The sequence below is a fragment of the Vibrio sp. 10N.261.52.A1 genome, assembly GCF_002876325.1.
GTDB lineage: Bacteria > Pseudomonadota > Gammaproteobacteria > Enterobacterales > Vibrionaceae > Vibrio > Vibrio chagasii.
The window spans coordinates 1-2,010 of the sequence record NZ_MCYD01001184.1 but is presented as its reverse complement, the minus strand read 5'-3'; the positions used below and the strand labels follow the sequence as shown (position 1 = coordinate 2,010).

Sequence of the window (2,010 nt, the reverse complement as noted above, 5' to 3'; positions counted from 1 at the left end):
TCTTCATTAGTTGAAGGCGAACCAGATGGCGTTTTCTTGATAACAGGCAGGCCCATTTTCTCGAACAGAATCGCTTGCAGCTGTTTCGGAGAGTTCATGTTGAACTCTTGCTCAGCAATCTCGTAAGCTTTTTGTTCTAGCTCATCAAGACGAACCGCAATCTCTTGTGACTGTGCGCCAAGCAACATGTCATCAACGAATACACCGGTACGTTCAATGCGAGACATGACTGGAATCAGCGGTACTTCGATCTCTTCATAGATCGCTTTTAGCTTTTCATCTTGCTCGATGTTTTCCATTAAGCGATTATGCAGACGTAGTGTTACGTCAGCATCTTCCGCTGCATATGAAGACGCTTCACCTAGCTCAATCTGGTTGAACGTCAGTTGTTTCTTACCTTTGCCCGCAATCTGCTCAAACGAGATGCAGCTGTGTTGTAGGAAACGTAGCGCTAAGCTGTCCATGTCATGCTTACCGCCAACGCTATTGAAAACGTAAGACGCTAGCATGGTGTCATGCTTAATGCCTTTCATCTCAATACCGTAGCGCGCTAAAACGCTCATATCGTATTTGAGGTTCTGACCCACTTTAGCTTGTGCATCATCTTCAAGAATCGGCTTAAGCTGTTCTAGTACCCAATCGCGATCCAGCTGTTGTGGTGCGTCTAGGTAGTCATGAGCAACCGGTACGTAAGCCGCAACACCTTCTTCTGTAGCGAACGATAGGCCAACCAGGTTAGCTACCATGTAATCTAGGCTGTCTGTCTCAGTGTCAAAAGCAAACACCTCTGCTGCTTTCAGCTTCTCTAGCCAAGCGTTGAAAGTATCTTCATCAAGAATGGTTTCGTACTTGCTACGATCAATCGTCACTGCTGAAGTGTTCATTTCAACGGTTGAGGCTGCAGACGAACCACTGCTACGTACAGCGCCAGATTTCTCATCAGCTTCAACAACACCAGTACCACCCTCAAGGAGTTCATTTAGCCAAGATTTGAAGACCAGTTGACCATATAGCTTAATTAGCTCATCGGTGTTTGGTTGGGTTTTTACGAGTGACTCTGGTGTCTCTTCAAGTTCAACATCCAGTTTAATCGTCGCCAGTTGGTAAGACATTTCAGCGTTGTCTTTATTGTCGATAAGCTTCTTAGCCATCGTCTTAGAACCACGGAAACCAAGCGCTGCAATATCATCTAGGTTTTGGTACAACTTCTCGATGCTACCAATGCCTTGCAGTAGAGCTGTTGCTGTTTTGTCACCGACACCTGGAACGCCGGGAATGTTATCCACTTTATCGCCCATCAGTGCAAGGTAGTCGATAATCAGCTCAGGTGGGATGCCAAACTTCTCTATCACGCCTTCGCGATCCATCACCACGTTGGTCATGGTGTTGATCAAAGTAACGTTGTCATCAACCAGCTGCGCCATATCTTTATCGCCAGTACTGATCAAAACCGGCATGCCCGCTTTAGATGCTTGAGAAGCCAGCGTACCAATCACATCATCCGCTTCAACGCCTGGGATCGAGATAAGTGGTAGACCCATTGCGCGAATCACGTTGTGCAAAGGTTCGATCTGACAACGTAGATCATCCGGCATAGGTGGACGATTAGCCTTGTACTCTGGGTACATGTCATCACGGAACGTCTTTCCTTTTGCATCAAAAATAACCGCAATACGATCAGAAGCAAATTGACGCATCATGCTGCGCAGCATGTTAACTACACCGTAAACCGCGTTAGTCGGGATATCACCATTGCTCATGGTGCCAGGGTAAGCATGAAACGCGCGATATAAGTAAGAAGAGCCATCGATCAGAATCAATGGATTATCAGGAATACGAGCCATAATGTTTGTGTATCCAGTAAGTACAGAAATTATCTGTTAAGAATGCCACGTCTGTTGGTTGGATTCCACGTTGTCGATCCGTATCCGTTCACTCGGTTGTGTTCGATATAATCAATTTGTTGTTATTTTTTGTTCTTAGATACAGGCGTTCTGTGGATAACTCTGT

1 protein-coding gene is annotated in these 2,010 nt (G+C 45.8%); it reads right to left on the bottom strand.

All coding sequences use genetic code 11. The features are described 5' to 3' along the window. On the bottom strand, positions 1-1,844 hold a 1,844-nt coding region (locus BCT81_RS25275), incomplete at its 3' end, for a DNA polymerase (RefSeq protein WP_102426246.1). Between the last annotated feature and the right edge of the window lie 166 nt (positions 1,845-2,010).